This window comes from Mycobacterium sp. 852002-51613_SCH5001154, from assembly GCF_001667425.1.
Classification (GTDB): Bacteria; Actinomycetota; Actinomycetes; order Mycobacteriales; family Mycobacteriaceae; genus Mycobacterium.
The window spans coordinates 64408-82220 of sequence record NZ_LZII01000005.1 but is presented as its reverse complement, the minus strand read 5'-3'; the positions used below and the strand labels follow the sequence as shown (position 1 = coordinate 82220).

Below are 17813 nucleotides of genomic sequence, written 5' to 3'. Positions count from 1 at the left end.
TTGCTGCACGATGCGATGCCGTGCCGCTCTCCGGCCCAAGAATGTCGCTGGTGAGTATGGCCAACTCTGACGGTATTTCAAAACGTCCGATGCTCCCGGCTGCTACAGGAGAACCGGCTTCGGCGTGAGGCACGCCTTGTCCCAGGGGATCCGGAACGCGCCGTTGCGCCCGCGGGTGTCGAGGCATCTCGTGACCCCGGTACGCCGGGATACAACTGACGCGCCATCCATGGCGCGACTGTACCCGGCTATGCATCGACAGTGGTCAGGACGGCTCAGACGCCCACCCGGCGCCAGCCGTCTGCCGCCCGGGCGGCCCTGATCAGCTGGTCGCACAATTCGCGCAGTTCGGTCGCCTGCGCTCCCTCGTCGAGGGCTGTGGCGACATCCTCGGCCGCGCACCGCACCTGGTAGACCCGGTCGGACAGGTCGGCGGCGTCGTCGGCCGAGAGAACCACCGCGTCGGGAGGCAAGGCCAGTGAGGCCCCGGCGCCGCCACGGGTCAACGAGGCGCGTTGTTCGTATGCCCGCTGCCGGCACGACTGGCGGCAGTACTGGCGTCGCCGTCCCATCCCGGCGTCGGACACGTCTCGACCGCACCAACGACACGGCTGCGGGCGGGGGCGGCGGCTCACGCCTGCCGACTTTAGTCGGGATTGCCCGGCCATCCCGGTATCATTGAAGGTCGCGTCGCGTACGCCGCCCCGCCGACCGGGGAACTACACGGACCGCCGCAACGTTTGCCAAGCGGACAGAATTGCATTACCGCAGCCCGAAAATTCAAATGACCTAGAGGAGTAGCAACATGGCTGATCGCGTCCTTAGGGGCAGCCGCCTCGGAGCCGTGAGCTACGAGACCGACCGCAACCACGACCTGGCGCCGCGTCAGATCGCGCGGTACCGCACGGACAACGGCGAGGAATTCGAGGTTCCGTTCGCCGACGACGCCGAGATTCCCGGCACCTGGCCCTGCAAGAACGGCCTGGACGGCACGCTGATCGACGGCGACCTGCCCGAGCCGAAGAAGGTCAAGCCGCCGCGTACGCACTGGGACATGCTGCTGGAGCGCCGTTCGGTCGAGGAGCTCGAAGAGCTGCTCAAGGAGCGGCTCGAAATCATCCGGTCACGCCGCCGCGGCTGACCCCCGACCGCTTTAGCTGCGGTTGTCGGCGCGCTGGGTGCCGGCGCGGGCCTTGCGGCCCTCTATGCCCCATCGGGTGACCTTCATCAGCGCCTCGCGGATGTTGGATCCGCTCATCTTGGAGACGCCGAGTTCGCGCTCGGTGAAGGTGATCGGCACCTCGACGATGACGAACCCGTTGCACACGGTGCGCCAGGTCAGGTCGATCTGGAAGCAGTAGCCCTTGGAGTCCACCGCCTCGAGGCCGATCGCCTCGAGGACCTCTCGGCGGTAGGCGCGGTAGCCGGCGGTGATGTCATGGACGCCGATTCCCAGGGCAAGCCGCGCATAGGTGTTGGCCGTCCACGACAGCGCCCAGCGCCGCCACGGCCAATTTCGCACCGACCCGCCCTCGACGTAGCGGGATCCGATGGCCAGGTCGGCTCCGGCGTCGACCGCGTCCAGCAGACGGTGGAGCTGCTCGGGCGCGTGGCTGCCGTCGGCATCCATCTCCACCAGCACCGAGTAGTCGCGGCTCAGACCCCAGGCGAAGCCCGCCAGGTACGCCGCGCCCAGGCCGTCCTTGGCGGTGCGGTGCATCACGTGGGTGCGACCCGCATCGGCGGCGGCCAGTTCCTCGGCGAGATCGCCGGTGCCGTCGGGGCTGCTGTCGTCGACGATGAGTAGGTGCACGTGCGGGCAGGCGTCCTTCAGCCGCCGGTGGATCACCGGCAGGTTCTCCCGCTCGTTGTAGGTCGGGATGATCACCAGGACGCGCTCGCTGGGACGATTCCCCGGGTTCCGGGGCGCCGGCTGGCCGGTGGTCATGTAGCTCCTCTGTGTCGCCCGATGTGTCGCGATGGTCGTTCGCCCCCCTCGTGGAGCGGAGTGTAGTCACCGCCGTCCTCCGGCGGCGCCTGGTCGCCGCCCTCGTCAGGCGGGGTTTCGCCCGGGGGCGTACCGGCGTTCGGGGATTCGTCCGGGGGCTCGGACCTCCGACGAATCGGACGCGGGAACAATCTATTGTGCCGTATCCCGGCCAGGATTGCCGCTCCGGCCGCCGCGACCAGGAGCCATTGCAGGATGGGACCCCAACGTGTCGCCGGTGTCAGTTTCGTCTTCAGGCGCACCTGGATGTCCAGGTAATCGGGCTGAAAGAAGTCGGTGCGAACCAGCTCGGCGCCGTCCGGCGCGATCACCGCGCTGATCCCGGTGGTGCCCGCGACCACCACGTATCGGTCATGCTCAACGGCGCGCACCTTGGCGAATCCCAGCTGCTGTTCGCTCATCGTCTTGTTGAAGGTGGCGTTGTTGCTCGGCACGGCGAGCAACTGGGCACCGTTGAGGACCGCTTTGCGCGGGACGCGGTTGAAGATCACTTCCCAGCACGTGGCCACCCCGACCGGCACCCCGGCGATGTGCACGACGTCCGTGCCCGGCCGGGGCGCCATGTTCCCGGCGCGGTTGGCGTACGAGGAGAGATGGCTGAACAACCACGGCATTGGCAGGTATTCGCCGAAGGGCTGCACGATTTCCTTGTCGTGCCGGTCGGCCGGTCCGGTCGACGGGTTCCACACGATCATGGTGTTGGTGTACTGCGGATTCTCCGGCGGGCTGCCGGGCAGTTCCGACACGGTGCCGATCAGGATCGGTGCGCCGATCGCGGTCGCGGCCTGCGATATCACCAGCGCGGCGTCGACATTGACCAGTGGATCGATGTCCGAGGAGTCCTCTGGCCAGATGACGAATTGGGGTTGCGGCGCCTGTCCCGCTCGCACGTCCTCCGCCAGCCGCAGGGTCTCGCGGACATGGTTGTCGAGCACGGCCCGACGTTGCGCGTTGAAGTCGAGACCCAGCCGCGGCACATTCCCCTGCACCACCGCGACGGTGACCGACGGTTCGCCGCCCGATCCTGTGCCGGCGTGCCGAACCTGCGGCCAGACGACGACGGACGCGAACAGCACGAGGCAGATGCAGACGCCCGGCAGCACCACCGCGGGCGGTTCAGCACCGGCGTTCGCCGATTCGTCGGCGCCGCGGTGCGCCCGCTTACCGGCGTGCAACCACTTCACGATCTCCAGCTCGATGGCGGTCGCGCTGAACCCAACCAGCACGATCGCCATCGAGAGCAACGCGGCGCCGCCGAGCTGGACCAACGGCAAGAAGGGGCCCTGCGCCTGGCCGAATGCCACCGACCCCCATGGGAAGCCGCCGAACGGGACGATCGATTTCAGCCACTCCTGGGCCGTCCACACCAGCGCGAACCACACCGGCCAGCCCGGCAGCTGCCGCACGAGCACGGCGCCAAGGCCGAAGAGGGCGGGAAACAGCGCACACGTCATGGCCAGCACCATCCAGGGCACGGCACCGACGAGCATGCTGATCCAGGGCAGCAGCGGCAGATAGAACGCCAGCCCGAAAAGGAACCCGTAGCCCAAACCGCCCGCCGGCGTCGTCGCCGGATGCTTGAGCACCCAAGCCAGCAGCGCGGCCGCGACGACCGCGCCCCACCACCAGTTCAGCGACGGGAAGCTGGTGAAGAGCAGGACACCGCCGGCTATGGCGCAGGCCAAGCGGGTCAGCCGCGGCAGCATCGCGGCCCGGACGGCAGGCAGCCGCGCGAGCGCTCCGGCGCCCACCCGGCGTGCTGCGGCCGCGATGCGGCTCGTCAGCGGTGGCGCGCCGGGTTCCGAGGGGTCGACATCTTCTCCGGGCTTGTCATCGCGCTCCGAAGCCGCGTCGCCACTGGCCGGTTCGGTATCGGGGCGCGCCGCAAGATCATCGTCCGTCGGGTCGGCCTCAGCGGCTTCCTCAGCGCGGTCCTTTCGGCCGGGCCAGTCCTCAGCCATGGATGACAGCGCCCCGATGCACCGTTCGCCGGCACCGCGGCAGGGCGTCGTTCGGGCCCAGGCGCGGCAAGGCCGGCACCCGGGCGCGCGGGTCGGTCGACCAGCGCTGCACGGCGTCGCGAGGTGCGTGGACGTCGAGGGGCCCGGCGTCCCACACGGCGTAGGAGGCCGGCGCACCGGGCACCAGTGTCCCCATCTTGCCGTCGTGGACGCCTGCGGCCCGCCAGCCACCACGGGTTGCTGCGGCGAACGCGGCGCGCGCGGAGACCGCGCTGCCAGGGGTCCAATGGTTGACCGCCGCGCGCACGCTCGCCCAGGGGTCGAGGCCTGTTACCGGTGCGTCGGAACCAAGCGCGAGGGGCACGCCTTGGGATGCTAACAGCGCTAACGGATTGAGCCGACTGCCTCGTTCGGCGCCGAGGCGGCGCGCGTACATGCCCTCGGGGCCACCCCACAACGCATCGAAGTTGGGCTGCACGCTGGCGATGACGCCCCAGTGCCCCAGCTGGGCGGCCTGCTCGGCGGTGACCATTTCGACGTGCTCCAGGCGGTGCCCGCACCGGGCGACGCCGACGGCTCCGAGTTGCGCGACGACCCGCTCGAAGGCAGTGACCACCGCGGAGACGGCGGCGTCGCCGATGACATGGAAGCCCGCGGTCACCGTCGCCTCGGTGCACGCCCGCACGTGCGCCTCGATGGCGTCGGGGTCCAGGTAGCAGGTGCCGAGCCGGTCCTCGGCGTCGGCGTACGGCGCGTGCAGCCAGGCGGTGCGCGACCCGAGCGCGCCGTCCACGAAGAGATCGCCGGCCAGCCCGCGGGCTCCGGTCTCCTCGATGAGCGCGCGCGCCCGTGCGGGCGTGGTCACCGCCTCGCCCCAGTAGCCGGTCACCTCGACGCCTCGAACACCCGCAACGAGGGAACGCAGCCGCAGCCAGTCGTCCAGCCCGCCGATCTCGGGCCCCGCGCATTCGTGCGCCGCGACGATGCCGGCCGCCGCGGCGGCCCGCAGGGCGGCCGCGCGGGCCTCGGCCAGCTGCTCGGGCGTCAACAGGCCGCGGGCTAGGGCGCGGACCAAGTGGTGGGCGTCGCCGGTAAGCGGCCGGTCGGCGGCGAAGCCGACCGCCGCCGGTAGGTCCGCGACCAGCCGGCGCAACCCCGTCGAGGCGAGCGCCGAGTGCACGTCGACCCGGGACAGGTAGGCGGCGCGGTCGCCGAGGACGGCATCGAGGTCGGCGGTGCTCGGCGGGGAGTTCTCGGGCCACGACGTCTCGTCCCAGCCATGCCCCCACACCGGACGGCCGGGGTGGGCTGCCGCGTACTCGGCGAGCATCTGGATGCACTGCGCGCGCGAGCTCGCCGCGCGTAGATCGAGCCCGCTGAGCGTCAGGCCCGTCGCGGTCAGATGAATGTGGCTGTCCACGAAGCCGGGCGCCACGAAACCGCCGTTCAAGTCCTCGACGTCCGCGCCCGGAAACGTGCTGCGGCCGACGTCATCGCTGCCCAGCCAGGCGACCACGCCGTCGCGCACCGCCATGGCGGTGGCGTCTGGATGGGTCGGGCTGTGCACCCGGCCGTTGACCAGCAACGTGTCGCTCACAGGGCAAAACTACGTGTGGTGGCGGGCCGGTGGTTAGTCCCAGGCGGGCCGGCCCGGGTATCCGCCCCGCACCGGCTCGTTCGGTAGGGCGGGCGGCCTGATGTCGTGGACGTCCACGACCTCGCCGTCGATGTAGTCGTCCGCCGCAGCACCGCCGCGCTGACGCACGCCTGCGGCGAACAACGTCGTGTCGGCGAACAGCGGCACCCGCCGTCGTAGGCCACGCATCGCGACCGCGGCCAGACCGGGGCCGACCGCAGCGCGGACGGGCCGCATCAGCAGCAGGAGCCCCAGGGCCGTGGTGACCAGTCCGGGCACCAGGACCAGCAGGGTGGCCAGCGTGACCAACGTCCCGTCTCGCACCGCGGTGCGCGGTTCGGCCAGGCCGGAGCGCAGGTGCCCGATCTGACGGGCCAGGTGCGAGCCCATCACCGGCACCAGAAGGCTCCATCCGAGCAGGAAGGTGCCCGCCAGCGCCAGCAGCGTCCAACCCCAACCGATCGTCGCAACCAGGGCGATGGTCGCCGCCAGCTCGACGGCGGCGTAGACGAGAAACAGCCGTGACAGCATGTACAGCCAACGTCCGCCAACTGCGTCGAAGTTCCCATGGTGGTGTCCGGGGCGATTGCAGTTAGATGACGCTATGACCACGATTGAGATCGACACGCCCGCCGGACCGATCGACGCGCTGCTGGACCTTCCCAGCGGTGAAGGCCCGTGGCCCGGCGTGGTCGTGATTCACGACGCGTTCGGATACGGCAGGGACAAGGAGTCGACGAACAAGCGCATCGCGCAGGCCGGCTACGTGGCGATCACCCCGAACATGTACGCGCGGGGCGGCCGCATCCGCTGCATCACCCGGGTGATGAAGGAGCTGCAGACACAGCGCGGCCGTGCCCTGGACGACATCCTCGCGGCCCGCGACCACGTGAAAGCCATGCCCGAATGTTCCGGTCAGGTCGGCATCGCGGGTTTCTGCATGGGCGGCCAGTTCGCTTTGGTCATGTCGCCCAAGGGTTTCGGCGCCTCGGCGCCGTTCTACGGCGCTCCCCTGCCCCGCAACCTCGACAGGACGCTCGATGGGGCGTGCCCCATAGTGGCCAGCTTCGGCGCCCGTGACCCGCTGGGACGGGGCGCGCCCGAGAAGCTGCGCGAGACCATCGCCGACAAGAACATCACCGCCGACGTGAAGGTCTACCCCGGTGTCGGCCACAGCTTCGCCAACGAACTGCCCGCCCAGCCACTACTGCGGATTACCGGTTTCGGCTACGACGCGGACGCCACCGAGGACGCCTGGCGCCGGGTCTTCGCGTTCTTCGGCGAACATTTGGCATCGGGCGCGACGACGTAATTGCGTCACACCAGCTTTCGCGACAAAACCGTCGCGAACGTGTGCGTATCTCCCGGCCAACGCGCCGACACGTAGCTGCCGTCGTCGACGACGAACGCAGGCCGCGAGTCGGTCGCGGTGTCGCGTGACATCCCGGAGGATTTGCGCCGCCAGCCCGGCGAACCGCGCACGACGTCGCAGAAATCCGTCGGATTTTCAAGTGCGCGAGTCACTTCCGACTGCACGGACATGTAGCCGCGGGGCTGGCCGGGCTGCTCGGTGTAGGTGCGGTAGTAGTTTCGATCCCAGAATCGGGTGAACCGCGTCAATCGCCACGCCAGGCCCTCCATCGCCCATGTCAACGCGGTGGTCTTGTGTCCGTAGAGCACCGAATGACCCGTCGCGGGGTCGACGCTGCGCGCGGCTAGGAGCACGCCGTGACATATGGCGGCGACGACGACCCCCCGCTTGAAGGCGTCGACGACGAGCCGGTGCAGGACGTCGCTGTCGACATAGCTGCGCATGCCGCGGGCGCGATGCCCGCCGGGCAGCAGCAGGGCGTCGACTCCGTCGAGACCGGCTTGCGCCCACGCGATTGGGTGCTGAAACTCGTTTGACGCCAACATGTCCCGGTATGCGCTACGCGCGTCCTTGTTCGCGCGCAGCATCAGCCCGACCGCCGGGATGGCGCCCAGCACCGGCAGGGCGGACCACACGTCCAAACCGCGGCCGCTCACCATGATGTCGTCCGCCGCACCGGGCGATCCGCTTTCGGTGGCGAACACCACCCGATGACCGTTGCGGATCAAGACGCGCCAGCTGACGGCGACCTCGGTCGGGTCGAAATCGCGGTCCGGGATCGGAACGAGAACGGTGCCCATGAGGCGCCCTAGGCCTGCGCCACCCTCAGCTCGAGACCGACATTGTTCTCCATGCCGCCGCGCAGCTTGCTGAAGAGATTGAACACCTTGCCGACGATGCCGTAACGCTTTCCGATCGCGTCGTACACCACGGCGGTTTGCGACTTGTCCAGTATCGCGGCGGTGCCTTCGACGGCCTCACTGGTCGGGCGGCCCTGCATGGTGCAGGTGGCCAGCGTGACCCTCGGAGTGTTGCGAATCCGCTTGACCTTCCAGGACTTTTCCTGAGTGATGACCAGGAGCCGGTCTTGGTCGGCGGCCGCCCAAATCGGCGTCGGCTTGGCCTTGCCGTCTTTGGTGAAGGTGGTCAACAGGATGTACTGCGCCTTGGCGAGATCGGCGAATGCGGGCGTCACGGTAACAACCTACGCTGCACGACCCGTCATTGACATCGTGAGCGGTCACTGCGATAGTCATGGCACCCTTAACCGAAAATATTATTTTCAGTTAAGACTGCCGGCACGACGGAAGCGGAGAACGTGAGCGAGCCGAGAACACCGCTGGCGTGGCTGCCGTTCTCAATCGCAGAGGCGGCGTTGTCGGAAGAAGTCGGCAATGTAGACCTTTCTCAGGCGTGGTCCCATCTGCTGGTCCGGCTACGGGCAGCCGCACAGACCGTCGAATCCGACCCGGCAAGTCGAAACCGAATCGACGTCGCTGCCGGCATCCGGCATCTGTTGGTGTTGCTTGCCGCCGGAATCGACGAGGTGCTGCGGTTCGATCCGCACCCGGTTCTGAGCGTGCGCCGTACCAGCACTGACGACCTGGTGACCTGGGGCATGGAGTGCCCCGACTGCCTCTACACCCGTGCGGTGTTGCGCGGCGGCGAGAGTTATCGGCTGTTCGGGAATCGAGGGACCGCGAGGTACGTCGGGCTGCAGACAATGAACGGCGTCGCCGCGACAGCGAACGAACTGGTGGATGAGCTCGACGTGGATGCGGATGGCAACTTCGAGGTCGTGCTGTCAGCCGATGACCGACCAGGCAATTGGATGCGCATCGAGGGAGACCATCCCACGTTGACGGTGCGGCACTTCTTCTACGACTGGGACACCGAGGTGGCCTCGTCGCTGCGCATCGAGCGAATCGGCGACGCGGTGCAAACCGACGGCCCATCAGTTGATCCGGACATGGTGGTGTCGCGGCAGATCACTGCGCTCGGTGACTTCGTCGGCGACAATCTGGCGTTCTTCCTGCAATTCGGCGCCGCGGCACCGCCCAACGGATTCCTGCCGCCGATCGACCGCACAGATATAGGTGCGGCGGCGGAGAACAGGCCGGTAATCGGCCGGTGGGAGCTGGGCCCGAATGAGGCGCTCATCGTGGAAGTGAAGCCGCCCCAAGGTATTTACTGGAGCTTCTCCATCGGCAATCCGTGGTGGGAGACGATCCATTACGGGCGCCACCAGTCCAGCCTCAATGCCCATCAGGCCGTAGTGGACGACGATGGCATCGTGCGCTTGGTGCTGTGCTCTGACGATCCGGGCGTCGCCAATTGGCTCGACACCGCCGGCCACAGCAACGGCCCGATCATCCTGCGCTGTGTGCGCACCGAGACGGCGCCGACGCCGACCACCCGCGTCGTGCCCTTCGGCGAGATTGATTCGGAGTTACCTCCGAATACCGCAAAAGTCACTCCAGAAGAGCGCCGGTCCGTCCTCGCGGCGCGTCGCCAAGCCGTGCACAAGAGGTTTGCACAATGATGTTCGATGCCGACAAGTTGGAAGACGGCGCCCGCGCCGCAACGGGTCTCGAGGATTTCGGTTCGCCCTACTATCGCGAGGGGCTCGAACGCATCGTCGATGCGCTGAACACCGAGGCCGACCTCAACGACATGGGCCGGATCATCCAGCACGCCACCATCAGTAACGCCTTGATTCAGCGCCTCAAGATCGAGGACACCTACGCCCGCCACCCCGAGCTCGACGACGAGGTGGTCGACGGCCCCGTATTCGTGATCGGGTTACCCCGCACCGGGACCACCGCTTTGAGTCAGCTGGTGGCCGCCGACCCGCAATTCCGGTCGCTACGGATGTGGGAATCGCAAGCCCCCACCCCGCCGCCGGAGGCCGCGACCCAACACACCGATCCGCGGATCGCACAGGCCGAGGCCGGCCTGAAGATGCTCGATGACATGTTCCCGCTCATGAAGACGCTGTACAACTCCGAGCCAACGGCACCGACCGAATGCCAGGACCTGATGGGAATGAGCTTTCGCACCTTTCACTTCGACGGCGCCGTTCGCGCGCCCGGTTATCTCGCGTGGTTGATGGACTGCGACATGCGCGGGACCTACACCTTTCACCGGCGAGTGCTCAAGCTGTTGCAATGGCATTGTCCGCCGGTGCTATGGCACCTCAAGACGCCCGTGCACATGTTCGCACTCGACGCGCTCGTCGAGGCCTACCCGAACGCGAAATTCCTTTGGAGCCACCGTGACCCGGCGAAGGTGATGGGGTCGGTATGCAGCCTCATTCAGTACGTGCGCAGCTGGAGCAGCGACCGCAACGACGCTAACGAACTCGGTGCCGAACAAGTCAACAGCTGGGTTGAAGCCGTCCGGCGGGCAATGGATTTCCGCGGCCGCGCCGGTGACGACCGATTCGCAGACGTCTCGTTCGCCGATCTGCAGACCGATCCCGTGCGCACCCTGCGAACCAGCTACGAGGCCTTGGGTTTGAGCTTCACCGACGCCACGATGGCTTCCGTAGAGCAATGGGCCAAAGGGCACAGACCCGGCTCCCGTGGCGCGCATGACTATGAGCTGACCGACTACGGCTTGACACCCGACGGCGTTCGCGAACGGTTCGCCGACTACCTCGCCAGCTACGATGCGACCGGCTGACGACATGACCGCTCCCCGCACGCGGCGACGCGACAAGCTGGGCCCCGACCCGGCCGTACGCCGCGAGATCCTGCAGGCCGCGTCGATCGCTTTGCGCGAGGATGGAGTTCGCGGGCTCGGTATCACCGCCGTGCTGGAACGGGCAGGATTGAGCACACGCGCGTTCTATCGGCATTTCGCCTCCAAAGACGAATTGATTGCCGCCGTCTTCCTGGAGAACGCGCGCGTCGAGAAACGGCGCCTACGGCGCCGAATGAGCCGTGCCACCACGGACATCGAGGCGGTGGCGGCGTGGATTGACGGCCGACTCGACCTGGCGTTCGACGAAACCATCGGTGCTGACTTGCGCCGCCTGTCGATGGAGGCTCAATCCCAGATGTTCGCCTCCCCCATTCTCGTTCGGCCCGCATACGCCGAGATCCTCGAACCACTCAGCGACACACTTCAGCGCGGCATGGACAACGGAATGTTTCACCACATCGATCCGGCGACCGACGCCCAATTCATTCACGGGGTGGTCTGGGCGGGCATTCACCAACAGTGGGCGGCCGGCGATTGTGACCGCGACGATCTCCGCCGGCGCAGTGTGCGCTTCTGCCTGAGCGGGCTGGGCGTGACGGCGGAAGCGATCGAGCGGATTTGCTCCAAAAACTCGTAGCGAAGGAGTCGATGATGGATCTCGGTTTCGTGGGGTCGACCGCCGTGGTCACCGGCGGGAGCAAAGGGATGGGTCTGGCCATTGCCGAAACCCTTGCGGCCGAGGGAGCCAGCGTGGCCGTGATGGCCAGGGGCCGCGGTGCGCTCGACACCGCGGTCACAGCACTGCGCGCGGCCGGCGCCCCGGACGCCGTGGGAATCAGCGTCGACATGGCTGATGCCCAGTCCATCAGTGATGCCTTTGCGACGATCTCGGAGCGTTGGGGTCGACTGAATTGTCTGGTCCACACCATTGGACCCGGCGACGGCTATTTCGAGCAGATGGACGACGCGGAGTGGGACGAGGCGTTTGCGCTCGGCACCATGTCGGGCGTCAGATCGATCCGAGCATCGTTGCCGCTGCTGCGGACCGCGGATTGGGCCCGCATCGTGACGCTGGCCGCACATTCGATTCAGCGCCAGAACCCGCGCATCGTCGCCTATACGGCGTCGAAGGCGGCACTTGCCAGCGTCACCAAGAACTTGTCGAAAAGCCTTGCCAAGGACGGCATTCTAGTCAACTGCATATGTCCTGGGACGATCGTGACGGCCAGCTTCACCGAGGCGCTCAAAGACATCCTTGCCGCCGAGGGCCTCGACGCCACCGACCCGGTCGACGTCATGAGCTGGATCGACAACAACTTTCACCAGCCCTGCGATCTCGGCCGCGCCGGACTTCCCGAAGAGGTCGCCTCTATTACCGCCTACCTCGTGTCGCGGCGAAACGGCTATGTCACCGGTGCCACCGTCAACGTCGACGGCGGATCGGACTTCATCTGAGGTTTCAGCCGTGCCGAGTGTGCGGCCAGCCGCACGTTCGATGCCGAAGGTGCGGCCAACCGCACGTTCGGTGGCGACGCAGATTGGCGTCGGCTTCGGCAGGCCGTTCTTGGTGAAGGTGGCATGGGTGGACATTGCCGACGACACCGCTGCCGCCGGTCCCGGTCACCTCGCTGCCGACTCGCGCAAACTCCTGACTGAGCGTCAGCCCTCGAGGTCACCCTCGGTCTCCAGCAGCGCCTGCCGCAGCCCGTCGAGGGTCTCCGGTTGCGGCTGTTCCCACATACCGCGGCCGGCTGCCTCCAGCAGGCGTTCGGCCATGCCGTGCAGCGCCCACGGGTTGGACTCGGCCATGAACTTTCGGTTCTCGGGATCCAGCACGTAACTCTCGGTGAGCTGCTCGTACATCCAGTCGGCCATCACCCCGGCGGTGGCGTCGTAGCCGAACAGGTAGTCAACGGTCGCCGCCATTTCGAACGCGCCCTTATAACCATGCCGCCGCATCGCGGCCATCCAGCGCGGATTGATGACGCGGGCCCGGAACACCCGGGTGGTCTCCTCGGACAGCGTGCGGGTGCGGATCGCGTCCGGTCTGGTGTTGTCGCCGATATAAGCGGCGGGCGCCTGCCCCGTCAGCGCGCGGACCGTGGCCACCATGCCGCCGTGGTACTGGAAGTAGTCGTCGGAGTCGGCGATGTCGTGTTCGCGGGTGTCGGTGTTCTTGGCGGCCACGGCGATCCGACGGTATTGGCGGTTCATGTCGTCGACCGCCTCGCGGCCGTCCAGGTTGCGGCCGTAGGCGAACCCTCCCCACGCCGTGTACACCTGCGCCAGGTCGGCGTCGTCGCGCCAGTTGCGGCTGTCGATCAGCTGCAGCAGCCCGGCGCCGTAGGTGCCCGGCTTGGATCCGAAAATTCTTGTGGTGGAGCGACGTTGATCGCCGTGCTGGGCTAGGTCGGCCTGTGCGTGCGCGCGGACGTAGTTGTCGTCGGCGGGCTCTTCAAGACCGGCGGCCAGCTGTACCGCGTCGTCGAGCATCGTCACGACGTGCGGGAAGGCGTCCCGGAAGAACCCGGAGATCCGCACGGTTACGTCGATGCGGGGCCGGCCCAGCTCCGCCAGTGGGATCGGCGTCAGGTCGACGACTCGACGCGACGCGTCGTCCCAGACCGGTCGGACACCCAGCAGCGCAAGCACTTCGGCGATGTCGTCGCCGGAGGTGCGCATCGCCGAGGTGCCCCACACCGAGAGTCCCACCGATTGCGGCCATCGCCCGTGGTCGTTGCGGTAGCGACTCAGCAACGAATCCGCCAGGGCCACACCGGCTTCCCAGGCCAGCCGCGACGGAACCGCCTTGGGATCGACGGAGTAGAAGTTGCGGCCGGTGGGCAGCACGTTGATCAGGCCGCGCAACGGGGAGCCGGAGGGGCCGGCCGGGATGAACCGGCCGTCCAACGCGTTGAGCACCTGCTCGATTTCGGCGGCCGTTCCGGCGAGCCGGGGCACCACCTCGGTGGCCGCGAACCGCAACACGGCCGCCACCTCGGTCTCCTCGGTGATGCGTTCGGCGGCTTCGGGATCCCAGCCGCTGGCCTGCAGCTCGGCAACGAGTTCGCGCGCCGTGGCTTCGGCCTGGTCGACCGAGGTGCGTTCGTCGGTGCCGTCCTCCGCGAGGCCCAGTGCCTGCCGCAACCCGGGGAGGGTCTGCTCGCCACCGAACAGTTGGCGGGCCCGCAGTATTGCCAGCACGAGGTCGAGTTCGACTTCCCCGGAGGGCTTTTGGCCCAGGATGTGCAGGCCGTCGCGGATCTGGACGTCCTTGATCTCGCAGAGCCAGCCGTCGACATGCAGCAGCATGTCGTCGAACGAGTCCTCCGGGGGCCGCTCGGTCAGCCCGAGATCGTGGTCCATTTTGGCGGCCCGGATCAGCGTCCAGATCTGCTGGCGGATGGCGGGCAGCTTGCCGGGGTCCAGCGCGGCGACGTTCGCGTGCTCGTCGAGCAGCTGTTCCAAACGGGCGATGTCGCCGTAGGTTTCGGCACGCGCCATCGGCGGGATGAGGTGGTCGACGAGCACCGCGTGCGCCCGTCGCTTGGCCTGGGTGCCCTCTCCTGGGTCGTTGACCAGGAAGGGGTAGATCAGGGGCAGGTTGCCCAACGCGGCATCGGACCCGCAGGCCGCGGACATGCCCAGTGTCTTGCCGGGTAGCCATTCCAGGTTACCGTGCTTGCCCAGGTGCACCACGGCGTGCGAGCCGAATCCGGTGTCCAGCCAGTGATAGGCGGCCAGATAGTGGTGGCTGGGCGGCAGGTCCGGGTCGTGGTAGATCGCCACCGGGTTCTCCCCGAAGCCGCGGGGCGGCTGCACCATCAGCACCAGGTTGCCCGCTTGCATTGCGGCGATGACGATTTCACCGTCGGGGTCGCCGGTACGGTCAACGAACAGGTCGCCGGGCGGCGGGCCCCAATGCTGTGTCACCGCGTCCGTCAGCGCGGCGGGCAGGGTGGCGAACCAATCGCGATAATCCTTGGCGGACAACCGGATCGGGTTGCCGGCGAGCTGCCCTTCGGTGAGCCAGTCGGGGTCCTGGCCGCCACGCTCGATCAAGGCGTGGATCAGCGCGTCCCCGTCGTTGGCATCGACCCCGGGCAGTTCACCCACCTGGTACCCACGCTCGCGCATGGCCCGCAGCAGCGCGACCGCACTGGCGGGCGTGTCCAGGCCGACCGCGTTGCCGATCCGCGCGTGCTTGGTGGGGTAGGCCGAAAACACCAGGGCCACCCGCTTGTCGGCCGGGGCGACGTCGCGCAGCCGCGCATGCCGGACGGCCAGGCCTGCGACCCGCGCGCATCGCTCCGGGTCGGCGACATAGGAGATCAGCCCGTCGTCGTCGATCTCTTTGAAGGAGAACGGGACGGTGATGATGCGGCCGTCGAACTCGGGCACCGCCACCTGGGTGGCGACGTCGAGTGGGCTGAGCCCGTCGTCGTTTTCGCTCCACTGTGCGCGGGAGCTGGTCAGGCAGAGTCCCTGCAGGATCGGAATGTCCAGGGCCGCAAGGTGTTCGACGTTCCAGCTGTCGTCGTCGCCGCCGGCCGACACCGCGGCCGGCTTCAGTCCCCCGGCGGCCAGCACCGTGACCACCATGGCGTCGGCGTCGCCCAGCCGTTGCAGCAGTTCAGGTTCGGCGGTGCGCAGCGATGCGCAGTAAACCGGCATCGGGCGCCCGCCGGCGTCCTCGATGGCCCGGCACAGCGCCTCGACGTAGCCGGTGTTGCCGGCCAGTTGCTGCGCGCGGTAGTACAGCACGGCGATCGTGGGACCGTCGCCGTCGCCCGCGGCCCGCTCCAGCTCGCCCCAGGTCGGCGTGACCACCGGCGGGCTGAACCCGAAACCCGTCATCAGCACGGTGTCGGACAGGAAGGCGTGCAGCTGGCGCAGGTTTTCCACGCCGCCGTGCGCCAGGTAGATGTGCGCCTGCACCGCGATGCCGGCGGCCAGCGTGGACAGGCCGGTCAATTCTGCGTCCGCAGCCTGCTCGCCGCTGACCAACACCGTCGGCACCCCGCTGGCGATGACCGCGTCGATGCCGCTCTGCCAGGCGCGGTAACCGCCGAGGATCCGGACCACCACGATCGAGGCGTCGACCAGCAGCGCCGGGAGCTCGCTCTCGTCCAGGCGTGACGGGTTGGCCCACCGATAGTTCTTGCCGCTGGCACGGGCGCTGATCAGGTCCGTATCGGATGTCGACAGCAGCAGGACGGTCGGCTCAGCCACCCCTCATTCGTACAGCAGCGTCGCCGCGATGCGGGCGGCGACCTCTCCGGCCACCCGCAATGCCTCGTCGCTGGTGCCGGGCTCATAGCGGTCGGCGACCGGGTCGTAGTCGGCGCCGGCGATAGAGCCGTGGTCGGCCGCCAGCTCCACCAACTCGACCGGCCACCCGACCCGTTGCAGGCTTTCGGCGAACTCCCTGCTGGCCGTCACGGGAACCACGTCATCAGCCAGGCCGTGCAGCAACGTGAACGGTGCGCCGACAGGGCCGGCCGACAGGTCGTCGTCGACGCGCCGACCGAAGATCGGGTCGGGGACCATGAATGCGCCCGCCAGGCACACGGTGTGCGCCAATTGCGCGTCGCCCCGCAGCGTCAGGGCCGCCGCGGCGACACCTCCCATCGACCACCCGACGAGGACGATGTTGTCGGGGGCGTCGGCGAAGTTGCGGGCGAAGTCGAGCGATCGCAGCAGATCCCCGCGCCCGCCGTCGTCGGCGTGCGAGTTCCAGTCCGGCGCAACCACCGCCGCGCCGCGGTCGGCAAGCATGCCGGCCAGAGGGCCGAATGCGGCGCGGGCGTCGGTCTGCATGCCGTGCCACAACAGGACGGTGGGCCGGGTCGAGTCGCCGTAGACATCCGCGAAACGTGTTGGTGCGTACTCCACTGTCTGCACGGGCACGAGGGTGCCCAGGTCGGCGAGGCTTCAATCTCGAACGTGCACTCAGGGCGAAAAACCGCCGAAATCTCGCCGTGAGTGCACGTTCGGCGCGAGATCGGGACCCCTCGGTACCGTGGGCACATGGCCAGAGCCCGCGACACCGACGCCTGCCCGGGTGCGCTACAGGTGCACCGGGCGGCCGACGGTGCCCTGGCGCGGATCCGGCTGCCCGGCGGCATGCTGACGGCCGATCAGCTGGCGGCGCTGGCACACGTGTCGAGCGCGTATGGCTCGTCGACGCTGGAGCTCACCGCTCGCGGCAACGTGCAGGTGCGGGGCATCACCGATGTGGCGGCGGCCGCCGAGGCGATAGCCCACGCCGGGCTCTTGCCCTCGGACACCCACGAGCGGGTCCGCAATATCGTCGCGTCGCCGTTGTCGGGGCGCGCCGGCGGGAATCTCGATGCGCGGCCGTGGGTGGCCAAGCTGGACGCGGCAATCTGCGCCGAGCCGGGCCTCGTCGAGCTGGGCGGCCGATTCTGGTTCAGTTTCGACGACGGGCGCGCCGACGTATCGGGCCTGTGCGCCGATGTCGGCGTGCACGCGTTCCCCGACGGCTGCGCGCTGCTGCTTACCGGACGCGACACCGGTGTCCGGCTGGCGGCCAGCGAGGTGGTCGAGACGCTGGTCGGCATCGCGGGTCGGTTCGCGGCTACGCGCGGAACCGCTTGGCGCATCAAGGAATTGGACGATATCGAAAGCCTGCTGCCCGGGGTCGAGCTCGGCGTCGCCCGCTTTCCCGCGGTCACCAGGCCACCGGTGGGCTGGATCAACCAGGATGACGGCCGGGTGGCGCTCGGCGCCGCGGTGCCGCTGGGGGTGCTGTCCGCGCGCGTCGCCGAATACCTGGCGGCGATCGAGGTCCCGCTGGTGATCACGCCCTGGCGGTCGGTGTTGGTGTGCGACCTCGACGAGGCCGTCGCCGACGTCGCGCTGCGGGTGTTGGCGCCATTGGGTCTGGTCTTCGACGAGAACTCCCCCTGGCTGAACGTCAGCGCCTGCACCGGCAGCCCAGGGTGCACGCATTCTCTCGCCGACGTGCGGGCCGACGCGGCCGCGGCGGCGGGCGGGGATGCGGGAGTGCATCGCCACTTCGTCGGCTGCGACCGCGCGTGCGGCAGCCCGCTTACCGGTGAGGTGCTGCTGGCGACTGGCGACGGATACCGCCAGCTACGGTAATCG

The 17813-nt window shown here is 68.3% G+C and carries 14 protein-coding genes and 1 pseudogene; 7 read left to right on the top strand and 8 right to left on the bottom strand.

Going from position 1 to position 17813, the window contains the following annotated elements; genetic code table 11:
* Window positions 1-275 precede the first annotated feature (275 nt).
* On the bottom strand, window positions 276-635 hold the full coding sequence (locus A5750_RS00840; RefSeq protein ID WP_082975613.1) for a hypothetical protein: 360 nt from the start codon (window positions 633-635) through the stop codon (window positions 276-278).
* 170 nt (window positions 636-805) lie between these two features.
* On the opposite strand from A5750_RS00840, the gene A5750_RS00835 reads away from it, so the two are divergent.
* A complete protein-coding gene (locus A5750_RS00835; protein ID WP_066948966.1) occupies window positions 806-1141 on the top strand; it encodes an RNA polymerase-binding protein RbpA in 336 nt (111 codons plus the stop codon).
* On the opposite strand, the pseudogene lnt reads toward A5750_RS00835, so the two are convergent.
* The 3 genes and pseudogenes from lnt to A5750_RS00815 form a co-directional block, all read right to left on the bottom strand.
* A pseudogene (gene lnt / locus A5750_RS00825) lies at window positions 1116-3714 on the bottom strand (apolipoprotein N-acyltransferase). The gene A5750_RS00835 and the pseudogene lnt overlap by 26 nt on opposite strands.
* A gap of 247 nt (window positions 3715-3961) precedes the next feature.
* Window positions 3962-5503, bottom strand: coding sequence for an amidohydrolase (locus tag A5750_RS00820; protein ID WP_067260890.1), 1542 nt, complete (start codon window positions 5501-5503; stop codon window positions 3962-3964).
* A 96-nt stretch (window positions 5504-5599) separates the two neighbouring features.
* Window positions 5600-6136, bottom strand: a complete 537-nt coding sequence (locus A5750_RS00815) for an FxsA family protein (RefSeq protein WP_066948975.1) — start codon at window positions 6134-6136, stop codon at window positions 5600-5602.
* A gap of 73 nt (window positions 6137-6209) precedes the next feature.
* Between A5750_RS00815 and A5750_RS00810 the strand changes: the two genes are divergently transcribed.
* Window positions 6210-6917: a dienelactone hydrolase family protein gene (locus A5750_RS00810; RefSeq protein WP_066948983.1), complete on the top strand. Its 708-nt coding sequence runs from the start codon at window positions 6210-6212 to the stop codon at window positions 6915-6917.
* A gap of 5 nt (window positions 6918-6922) precedes the next feature.
* On the opposite strand, the gene A5750_RS00805 is transcribed toward A5750_RS00810, so the two are convergent.
* On the bottom strand, window positions 6923-7777 hold the full coding sequence (locus A5750_RS00805) for a type 1 glutamine amidotransferase domain-containing protein (protein WP_067260639.1): 855 nt from the start codon (window positions 7775-7777) through the stop codon (window positions 6923-6925).
* 8 nt (window positions 7778-7785) lie between these two features.
* Entirely contained in the window at window positions 7786-8172 is a 387-nt protein-coding gene (locus A5750_RS00800; protein WP_066948991.1) for a PPOX class F420-dependent oxidoreductase, read from the bottom strand.
* A gap of 123 nt (window positions 8173-8295) precedes the next feature.
* On the opposite strand from A5750_RS00800, the gene A5750_RS00795 reads away from it, so the two are divergent.
* The 4 genes from A5750_RS00795 to A5750_RS00780 are packed head-to-tail and all read left to right on the top strand — an operon-like array spanning window position 8296 to window position 12137.
* Complete coding sequence (locus A5750_RS00795) at window positions 8296-9519, top strand: DUF1214 domain-containing protein (RefSeq protein ID WP_197505318.1); 1224 nt, start codon at window positions 8296-8298, stop codon at window positions 9517-9519.
* On the top strand, window positions 9516-10661 hold the full coding sequence (locus A5750_RS00790) for a sulfotransferase (protein ID WP_066948994.1): 1146 nt from the start codon (window positions 9516-9518) through the stop codon (window positions 10659-10661). The genes A5750_RS00795 and A5750_RS00790 overlap by 4 nt, the downstream gene beginning before the upstream one ends.
* 4 nt (window positions 10662-10665) lie before the next feature.
* Window positions 10666-11319, top strand: a complete 654-nt coding sequence (locus A5750_RS00785; RefSeq protein ID WP_066949154.1) for a TetR/AcrR family transcriptional regulator — start codon at window positions 10666-10668, stop codon at window positions 11317-11319.
* Between the two features lie 14 nt (window positions 11320-11333).
* Window positions 11334-12137: an SDR family NAD(P)-dependent oxidoreductase gene (locus A5750_RS00780; RefSeq protein ID WP_066949004.1), complete on the top strand. Its 804-nt coding sequence runs from the start codon at window positions 11334-11336 to the stop codon at window positions 12135-12137.
* Between the two features lie 204 nt (window positions 12138-12341).
* On the opposite strand, the gene cobN is transcribed toward A5750_RS00780, so the two are convergent.
* Both cobN and A5750_RS00770 read right to left on the bottom strand, forming a co-directional pair.
* Window positions 12342-15914 (bottom strand): cobaltochelatase subunit CobN, encoded by a 3573-nt coding sequence (gene cobN / locus A5750_RS00775; RefSeq protein ID WP_067260635.1) that lies wholly within the window; start codon window positions 15912-15914, stop codon window positions 12342-12344.
* A 3-nt stretch (window positions 15915-15917) separates the two neighbouring features.
* Window positions 15918-16586, bottom strand: a complete 669-nt coding sequence (locus tag A5750_RS00770; protein WP_067260888.1) for an alpha/beta hydrolase — start codon at window positions 16584-16586, stop codon at window positions 15918-15920.
* A 126-nt stretch (window positions 16587-16712) separates the two neighbouring features.
* On the opposite strand from A5750_RS00770, the gene cobG reads away from it, so the two are divergent.
* Window positions 16713-17810, top strand: a complete 1098-nt coding sequence (gene cobG, locus A5750_RS00765; RefSeq protein WP_066949008.1) for a precorrin-3B synthase — start codon at window positions 16713-16715, stop codon at window positions 17808-17810.
* The last annotated feature ends 3 nt before the right edge of the window (window positions 17811-17813 follow it).

Coding starts and splice junctions, on each gene's coding strand:
- A5750_RS00835 (WP_066948966.1), top strand. CDS start 806: ATGGCTGATCGCGTCCTTAGGGGCAGCCGCCTCGGAGCCGTGAGCTAC.
- A5750_RS00820 (WP_067260890.1), bottom strand. CDS start 5,503: ATGGCGGTGCGCGACGGCGTGGTCGCCTGGCTGGGCAGCGATGACGTC.
- A5750_RS00815 (WP_066948975.1), bottom strand. CDS start 6,136: ATGCTGTCACGGCTGTTTCTCGTCTACGCCGCCGTCGAGCTGGCGGCG.
- A5750_RS00810 (WP_066948983.1), top strand. CDS start 6,210: ATGACCACGATTGAGATCGACACGCCCGCCGGACCGATCGACGCGCTG.
- A5750_RS00805 (WP_067260639.1), bottom strand. CDS start 7,777: ATGGGCACCGTTCTCGTTCCGATCCCGGACCGCGATTTCGACCCGACC.
- A5750_RS00790 (WP_066948994.1), top strand. CDS start 9,516: ATGATGTTCGATGCCGACAAGTTGGAAGACGGCGCCCGCGCCGCAACG.
- A5750_RS00785 (WP_066949154.1), top strand. CDS start 10,666: ATGACCGCTCCCCGCACGCGGCGACGCGACAAGCTGGGCCCCGACCCG.
- A5750_RS00780 (WP_066949004.1), top strand. CDS start 11,334: ATGGATCTCGGTTTCGTGGGGTCGACCGCCGTGGTCACCGGCGGGAGC.
- cobG (WP_066949008.1), top strand. CDS start 16,713: ATGGCCAGAGCCCGCGACACCGACGCCTGCCCGGGTGCGCTACAGGTG.